Genomic DNA, 8,100 nt, shown 5'->3' on the forward strand with positions numbered 1-8,100 from the left:
GTTTTATTCAGGCTTTCGCGCGATTAACGTGTCGTGGTACCCGGGTTTTTCATGTAGCGGAAGAAGTCGCTATCCGGGCTCAGTACCATCACGTCCTGGTTGCTATCGAAGCTTGCTTCGTACGCACGCAGGCTACGGATGAAGGCATAGAAGTCTGGATCCTGGCTGAAGGCATCGGCAAACAGCTTAGCAGCTTCTGCATCACCTTCACCGCGCATGATACGGCCCTGACGTTCAGCTTCTGCCAGCGTCTTCGTCACTTCATAGTCAGCGGTAGCGCGCAGTTTTTCTGCCTCTTCCTGACCCTGCGAACGGTGACGACGAGCAACGGCTTCACGCTCGGCACGCATACGGTTGTAGATAGCTTCGGAAACCTCAGCAGGCAGGTTGATCTGCTTAATGCGCACATCGACAACTTCAATCCCTAACGCCGCCATACTGTTCGGGTTAATGGTTGGCCCTTTGATGTTTGCTTGCTGCTCTACGCGCTCTGCGGCTTCGGCAATCGCGTTATCCGCGGCTGGCGTAGCGACTTCGTCTTCAGCACCGGAAGAACCGGAGTTCAGGGCGTCGCGAACTTCCAGCGTCAGACGACCACGGGAGTCGGTAACGATGTCTTTCACGTCCAGACGACCAATCTCAGAACGCAGACGGTCAGAGAACTTACGTTTCAGCAGTACTTCGGCCTGAGAGACGTCACCGCCGCCGGTCGCCAGGAAGTAACGGCTAAAGTCGCTGATGCGCCACTTGATGTAAGAGTCGACGATCAGGTCTTTTTTCTCTTTGGTCACGAAACGGTCGGCCTGGTTATCCATGGTCTGGATACGGGCATCGAGCATTTTCACCGACTGAATGAACGGCACCTTGAAGTGCAGGCCCGGCTCATAAATCAGCGGCTTCTTATCAGCGTCACGCACGACGCTGCTGAACTGGAACTTGATCCCACGCTCGCCTTCTTTAACCACGAAGATAGAGGTGTAAAGCACTACCAGCACGATGATGATAATCGCAATAACTGACTTACGCATCGTTATTCCCCCTGACGCTGGTAGTCGTTACGCTGCGCGTTAGCGCGGCGTTGGTCCATGATATTGCCCTGACTGGCAGACGACGTGTTGCTTGCGCTGCTGCTGGAAGAGGACGCAGGCGGCAGGCGCAACAGGTTGTTCGCACCACTGCTATCGCTCTTTGCTGCCGGGGCGTTACCGCCTTTCAGCATTTGATCCAGCGGCAGTACCATCAGGTTGCCATTCTTGTTGTCGCTAACCAGCACTTTGCGGGTATGGCTCAGTACTTTTTCCATGGTCTCGATATAGAGACGCTCGCGGGTAATCTGCGGTGCGGCTTTATATTCCGGCAGGATTTTCGCAAAGCGAGCCACTTCACCCTGAGCTTCCAGGACGGTCTGAGTCTTATACGCACGCGCTTCTTCCAGAATACGCTGCGCCTGACCGTTCGCACGTGGCTGCACTTCGTTGGTGTACGCTTCCGCTTCACGGATGTACTGCTGCTCGTTCTCACGTGCGGCAATCGCATCATCAAACGCGGCTTTTACCTCTTCCGGCGGACGAGCGGCCTGGAAGTTGACGTCCAGCAGGGTGATACCCATGTTGTATGGACGAATGGTCTCTTCCAGCTCGCGCTGGGTATCGCTACGAATAACGGTACGACCTTCGGTCAAAATACGGTCCATGGTGTATTTACCGATAACCCCACGCAGGGCGCTGTCGGTGGCCTGACGCAGGCTGTCGTCAGCGCTGGTGACGCTGAACAGGTATTTCTGCGGGTCAGTCACGCGGTACTGCACGTTCATTTCTACGCGCACCACGTTCTCGTCGGAGGTCAGCATCACGCCAGACGCGGCCAGTTCGCGCACGGCTTCAACGTTCACCGGAGTGACTTCGTCAACGAAGGTCGGCTTCCAGTTCAGACCCGGCTCAACCAGGTGGCTGAACTTACCAAAGCGCGTGACTACGCCGCGCTCGGCTTCTTTAATGGTATAGAACCCGCTAGCCGCCCAGATAACCACAACGGCTGCGGCAGCGATACCGACAATGCGTCCGCCCATAGGGCTACGCGGCCCTTGGGTTGAACTACCGTTGCCGGAGCCCCCTTTACCGCCCCCAAATCCACCGAGCTTTTTGCTCAGCTTACGGAAGATATCATCCAAATCCGGCGGCCCCTGATCGCGACCGCCTTTATTTCCATTCCCCCCGGAGTTGCCGCCTTGATTATTGCTGCTTCCCCACGGGTCGCGGTCTTGTCCGTTATTACCGGGCTGATTCCACGCCATGTTTATGCTCCATATTTGTTATGCGGTGATATACCTTTTCCCAGTCCAGATTTTTTCGCGGTTAACCGTCCTACCCTTCCTGGTGGCGACGGTCGCGTTGAGGCAATCTGAACCGCTGGGTGCCCAAAGGGCTAATGTTCAGGCAAGCTGCACGGTCAGACGACGTAGTCTGCCAGTGTCGGTTCTTGTTTACAGAGGCGACGCCAGTCGACAATCGGCATACGAACCTGCAAATTGACGCAGCCGTCCTCCTCCATCCACTCTTTTTCAATTGCCTGAAGCTGATAAAAGCGGCTACGCAAACGCCCCGCCTGCGGAGGTAAACGCAGCGTGTGCTGCGCGACTTCGCCGGCTAAGCGTTCGGTTAACGCCTGAAAAAGGAGTGGTATGCCTACCCCGGTTTGTGCAGACAGCCACACCCGGATAGGTTTGTTTTCTTCATCACGGTCGATACGCGGTTCGAAATCATCCAGCATATCGATTTTGTTCATCACCAGCAGGGTTGGAATCTCGTGCGCGTCGATCTCTTCGAGAACCGTGTTCACCGCGTCGATGTTTTCCTGTACCCGAACGTCCGCTGCATCAATCACGTGAAGCAACAGCGTCGCTTCGCGGGTTTCCTGCAAGGTGGCTTTAAAGGCCGCCACCAGATCGTGCGGCAGGTGACGAATAAAGCCTACGGTATCCGCCAGCACCGTTTCGCCCACGTCAGCCACGTCAATACGGCGCAGCGTCGGGTCAAGGGTCGCAAACAGCTGGTCGGCGGCGTAAACCTCCGCCTGCGTAATATGGTTAAACAGCGTCGATTTGCCGGCGTTGGTGTAACCCACCAGCGAAACCGTTGGCACATCGGCCTTCACGCGGGCACGACGCCCCTGCTCACGCTGTTTCTCCACGCGCTCAATGCGCGAGAGGATCTGCATAATACGGTTACGCAGTAAACGACGGTCGGTTTCGAGCTGGGTTTCACCCGGGCCGCGTAAACCAATACCGCCTTTTTGTCTTTCAAGGTGCGTCCAGCCGCGCACCAGTCGCGTGGCCAGATGGCGCAGCTGCGCCAGCTCAACCTGCAGCTTACCTTCATGGGTACGCGCACGTTGGGCGAAAATATCTAAGATCAGACCGGTACGGTCGATAACCCGGCATTGACACAGGGCTTCAAGGTTTCGCTCCTGCGCTGGGCTAAGTGCATGATCGAACAGCACAACGGAAGCACCTGTCGCTTTGACGGCTTCCGCAATCTCGACAGCCTTACCTTCACCAACAAAATATTTTGGGTGCGGCGCTTTACGGCTACCGGTAATCACCTGCATTGCTTCGACACCGGCGGAAGAGACCAGAGATTCAAACTCCTGGAGGTCTTCCATATCTTTGTCTTGCGTAAAATAGATGTGTACCAGCACCGCCTGCTCACCGGCGTCATAACGGTCAAACAAGCGTTATATCTCCTGAAATACCAGCGGGGAACCTGGATAATCCGGCTCCCCGACATGGATAAACAGCCATCAACCTTATTCGGTTTCTTCGCTGTCTTGCGGCGCAGAACCCTGCGCGTTGCTACCGTGGTGGTAGTTGCTGCCAGTGCCGCCGCCAGCGTTATTGCTGTGATGGGAAACTGGACGAGACGGAACTACGGTAGAAATTGCGTGCTTATAGACCATCTGGCTGACCGTGTTTTTCAACAGGATCACGAACTGATCGAAAGACTCAATTTGCCCTTGCAGCTTAATACCATTCACCAAATAAATAGAAACTGGAACACGTTCCCGACGCAATGCGTTCAGGAACGGATCTTGTAAAGATTGCCCCTTAGCCATTCTCTCTTTTCCTTATATGCTTATTTGTACTTATACACTTCGTCTTTCAAGCCGCGTTGCGGCAACTTGAGCGATGTTGCGTATGAACCTTACGATTCTGAAAATTGCGCACGATACGACTCAATTTTACACATTCAGTCTACACTAGCACCCACTACCTGTAATAATTGGCTAAACGCCTGCTCCGGCTGCTCACTATCTAACCAGTGAACCCCTTCCCAACCGCGTAACCACGTCACCTGGCGCTTCGCTAGCTGTCTCGTGGCACAAACTCCTCTATAAACCATTTCATCATATGAAATCTCGCCTTCAAGGTATGACCACATCTGGCGGTATCCCACACAACGAATGGAAGGCATATCCGTATGCAAATCTCCACGGGCAAATAGCGCCCGCACTTCTGCTTCAAAACCTGAAGCTAACATCTGATGAAAACGCTGCTCAATGCGCTGATGGAGCAGTTCACGGCTCGCCGGGGCGATGGCGAACTGATGCACCTTGTAGGGCAGAGCGTCTCCTGACGTTTGTGTCAGCTCCGTTAAAGTTTTACCCGAAATGAAAAAAACTTCCAGTGCTCGGGAAAGTCTTTGCGGATCATTCGGATGAATACGCTCGGCCGCGACGGGGTCAATTTCCCGCAGCTGCTGATGCAGCGCCATCCATCCTTGCTCTGCCGCCTGCTGCTCAATCCGCGCCCGAACGTCCAGGTCGGCTGAGGGCAACGGTGATAAACCTTCAAGCAACGCCTTGAAATACAACATCGTCCCACCGACCAGCAGCGGAATTTTCCCTGCGGCGGTGATTTCCGCCATCTGCGCAAGCGCATCGCGGCGGAAGTCCGCCGCAGAGTATGCCTGCGACGGATCGAGAATATCTAACAGTCGATGCGGCGCGGCTTCTAGCTCTTCCGCACTCGGCTTAGCGGTGCCGATATCCATTCCCCGATAAATGAGGGCTGAATCAACACTAATCAACTCTACTGGCAAAACTTTACGTAATTCAATCGCCAGCGCCGTCTTGCCCGAAGCGGTTGGCCCCATCAAAAAAATTGCCTTAGGCAGGCTCGCCTCGGTTACTTCACTCATGTCTCAGGGCGTTCATCGCAGAATCTAAATCAACGGGTTGTAACAGACCACCCGGCGGAGCTTTGACCAGCTGTGGGCAAAGACGTTCAACGTCTGCCAGCATGGAAATTGCCTGCGCCATGTTCCACTGCGCGTGATCGCTTGCCAGATTTCGGGCCAGCCACTGCGCAACGTTCCCGGCGTCAACGATACTTTGCTCCACCAGGTAGCCTATCAGTTCAGGAATCAAGATTTGTAAATTTTGTTGTCGTAAGGGTAAAGGCACGGCGCGAATCGTAGCGTGCTGCCCTTCGAGCAGTATTTCAATGCCGAGCAGATTCAGCGCTTCCTGCGCGCGTTCCAGCGTCTGACGCTCGCCGTCGGTCACTTTAAGACGCAGCGGAATCAACAGCGGCTGCGCGCAGATGGTCGCTTCGCCCGGCGTCAGCTGCGCCTGGCGTAACCAGCGTTCCGCCACCGGCAGCGCCAGCAGGCTTAATTGGCCGCCGCGCTCCAGCAACGCGCAGGTATCAGCGACAATCGCCAGCACGCGACCAAAGCTCTGGTTATGCCCGGCAAGATTATCCGCCACTGGCGCTTTCACCGGTTCCGGCGTTTTTTCCGGCGTATTCAGCAATTGGCGATAAAGCGCCCCCTGCTGCTTCTGATATCCCGGCTGGGCGTTCGGCCAGCTGCCGTTGGCACCACCACTGCTCCGACTGGCGCTACCGCCGCCGGTTGGCGTTTGATAGCGCGGCATATCAGGTTCGCGCGCCACCGCTGGTTCAGCAAACTGGTTGCGCCCGGCGGCAATACGGTTTTCCGGCAAGGATCGCGGCGCGGGCTCATCATCTTCCGCCAGCGGCAGAGGCGTATCGAGCTGCTGTTGCAGCACGCTAAGCACCCCTTGATAGATAAAATCATGCACCAGGCGCGACTGATGGAAACGCACCTCGTGCTTCGCCGGATGCACGTTCACATCTACCTGATGCGGGTCTATCTCAAGATAAAGAACAAACGCGGGCTGTTGATCGGCACCGAGTTTATCTTCACACGCCTGACGAATCGCATGGTTGATGAGCCTATCGCGCATCATGCGGCCGTTCACGTAGCAGTACTGAATTTCAGCCAGCGCAGGCGTGGTGTGTTTCGGGTCTGCCACCCAGCCGTGCAGCGCCAGGTCGCCATGCTGCCACTCAATGGCCAGCGCGTGTTCAAGGAAAGGCACACCGCAAATCGCTCCCAGCCGACGCTCTTTCGGTGCGCCTTCGGCGACCGCGCGATACTGGCGAACCGCTTTGCCGTTATGGGTCAGGTTAATGCTCACATCGAAGCGCGCCAGCGCAATGCGGCGGATAATCTCATCGATATGGTTGAATTCGGTTTTCTCGGTGCGCATAAATTTGCGACGCGCCGGGGTGTTGTAGAACAGGTCCAGCACTTCCAGCGTCGTCCCTACCGGGTGCGCCGCAGGTTTCACCGTGACGTCCTGATTACGGCCTTCCGCGTAGGCCTGCCACGCTTCTTGCTGCTCTGCGGTACGAGAGGTGATAGTCAGACGCGAGACCGAGCTGATGCTCGCCAGCGCTTCGCCGCGAAAACCTAAGCTGATAATCGCCTCAAGGTCGTCAAGCGTGGCGATTTTACTGGTGGCGTGACGCGCCAGCGATAGCGCTAGTTCGTCTTTTTTGATGCCGCAGCCGTTATCACGAATGCGGATAAGCTTGGCGCCGCCGCGTTCAATATCAATATCGATGCGGGTTGCCCCCGCATCGAGACTGTTCTCCACCAGCTCTTTCACTACCGATGCAGGCCGCTCAACCACTTCACCCGCGGCAATCTGGTTCGCAAGCTGCGGCGGTAAAACCTGTATCGGCATGAAAACTCCTTAGTTAACGAGCGTCCTGGATGATGACGCGGCGCTGGCGGTCTGCGACTGTTCGTCACGAGGGCCGGATTGTATCGGATGCGCCGTGAAATAGTTACGTAAACCGTTATAAATGGCTTCCGCGATCTTCTGTTGATAATCGTCGCTGCCCAGCAGGCGCTCTTCGCTGCTGTTACTGATAAAGCCGGTCTCGACCAGAATGGACGGAATATCCGGCGAACGCAGCACGCCAAGGCTGGCATGTTCAGGGCGGCGTTTATGCAGATTCCCTACCTGCTGAAGCTGGCTTATCACGCTGGTTGCGACATCATACCCTACACGCTGGGAATGACCGAACTGCAGATCCAGCACCGCCTGGCTCAGGTACGGGTCGGCCTGGCTGTTGGCCAGTACGTCGCCCGCGCCGCCGAGCAGCTCAGACTGTTTCTCGTGCTGTTCGAGCCAGCCCGCCATTTCGCTATTCGCGCGACGGTTAGAGAGCACCCACACGGATGCACCGGTCGCATCGCGGTTCGGCGCGGCATCCGCGTGAATCGACACCAGGAAAGAAGCGTTCTGCTTACGCGCCACGTCGGAACGGCCCATCACCGAAATAAAGTAGTCTCCGTCACGGGTCAGCACGCCTTTGAACATCGGATCATCATTCAGCAGCGCACGCAGTTTGCGCGCAATGGCAATGGTGACGTTTTTCTCACGCGTGCCGCCAGGGCCAATCGCCCCAGGGTCCTGACCGCCGTGACCGGCATCAATGGCGATAATCACTTTATCACCCGAGACGCTGCGCGCGCGGGAAGACGGACGTGGCGTTGGCGTCACCGTGCTGGCAATCGCTGGCTGGCGCTCGCCGCTGAAGCTGCCGCTGTCGTTTCCGCTAGTCGTGCTGCTGCCGTTACGGCTGCCGCTGAACGGATTGCGTCCAGGCTGCACAGGTACAGGCGTCACCATTGGCGTTTCCACTCGCTTAGCCACAACCGGAGGCGGTGGAGGCGGTGGAGGCGGTGGAACGTCAGCGTTAATGGTGAACACCACGGTGTAGTT

Annotated in this window: 7 protein-coding genes; all 7 read right to left on the bottom strand. The window is 56.4% G+C overall.

Going from position 1 to position 8,100, the window contains the following annotated elements; translation table 11 throughout:
• Positions 1-23 precede the first annotated feature (23 nt).
• Positions 24-1,028 (bottom strand): protease modulator HflC, encoded by a 1,005-nt coding sequence (hflC, locus tag GKAS_RS08190; RefSeq protein ID WP_035893319.1) that lies wholly within the window; start codon positions 1,026-1,028, stop codon positions 24-26.
• A gap of 2 nt (positions 1,029-1,030) precedes the next feature.
• A complete protein-coding gene (gene hflK / locus GKAS_RS08195; protein ID WP_035893322.1) occupies positions 1,031-2,293 on the bottom strand; it encodes an FtsH protease activity modulator HflK in 1,263 nt (420 codons plus the stop codon).
• A gap of 155 nt (positions 2,294-2,448) precedes the next feature.
• A complete protein-coding gene (gene hflX / locus GKAS_RS08200; RefSeq protein WP_035893324.1) occupies positions 2,449-3,729 on the bottom strand; it encodes a ribosome rescue GTPase HflX in 1,281 nt (426 codons plus the stop codon).
• A gap of 75 nt (positions 3,730-3,804) precedes the next feature.
• Positions 3,805-4,110: an RNA chaperone Hfq gene (gene hfq / locus GKAS_RS08205; protein WP_035893326.1), complete on the bottom strand. Its 306-nt coding sequence runs from the start codon at positions 4,108-4,110 to the stop codon at positions 3,805-3,807.
• A gap of 134 nt (positions 4,111-4,244) precedes the next feature.
• A complete protein-coding gene (gene miaA / locus GKAS_RS08210) occupies positions 4,245-5,195 on the bottom strand; it encodes a tRNA (adenosine(37)-N6)-dimethylallyltransferase MiaA (RefSeq protein WP_035893328.1) in 951 nt (316 codons plus the stop codon).
• Positions 5,188-7,053: a DNA mismatch repair endonuclease MutL gene (gene mutL, locus GKAS_RS08215; protein WP_035893330.1), complete on the bottom strand. Its 1,866-nt coding sequence runs from the start codon at positions 7,051-7,053 to the stop codon at positions 5,188-5,190. The genes miaA and mutL overlap by 8 nt, the downstream gene beginning before the upstream one ends.
• 9 nt (positions 7,054-7,062) lie before the next feature.
• On the bottom strand, positions 7,063-8,100 hold a 1,038-nt coding region (gene amiB / locus GKAS_RS08220; protein ID WP_035893331.1), incomplete at its 5' end, for an N-acetylmuramoyl-L-alanine amidase AmiB.

Origin of the sequence: Kluyvera ascorbata ATCC 33433 (assembly GCF_000735365.1) — a bacterium.
GTDB classification, from domain to species: domain Bacteria; phylum Pseudomonadota; class Gammaproteobacteria; order Enterobacterales; family Enterobacteriaceae; genus Kluyvera; species Kluyvera ascorbata.

Coding starts and splice junctions, on each gene's coding strand:
- mutL (WP_035893330.1), bottom strand. CDS start 7,053: ATGCCGATACAGGTTTTACCGCCGCAGCTTGCGAACCAGATTGCCGCG.
- hflK (WP_035893322.1), bottom strand. CDS start 2,293: ATGGCGTGGAATCAGCCCGGTAATAACGGACAAGACCGCGACCCGTGG.
- hflC (WP_035893319.1), bottom strand. CDS start 1,028: ATGCGTAAGTCAGTTATTGCGATTATCATCATCGTGCTGGTAGTGCTT.
- miaA (WP_035893328.1), bottom strand. CDS start 5,195: ATGAGTGAAGTAACCGAGGCGAGCCTGCCTAAGGCAATTTTTTTGATG.
- hfq (WP_035893326.1), bottom strand. CDS start 4,110: ATGGCTAAGGGGCAATCTTTACAAGATCCGTTCCTGAACGCATTGCGT.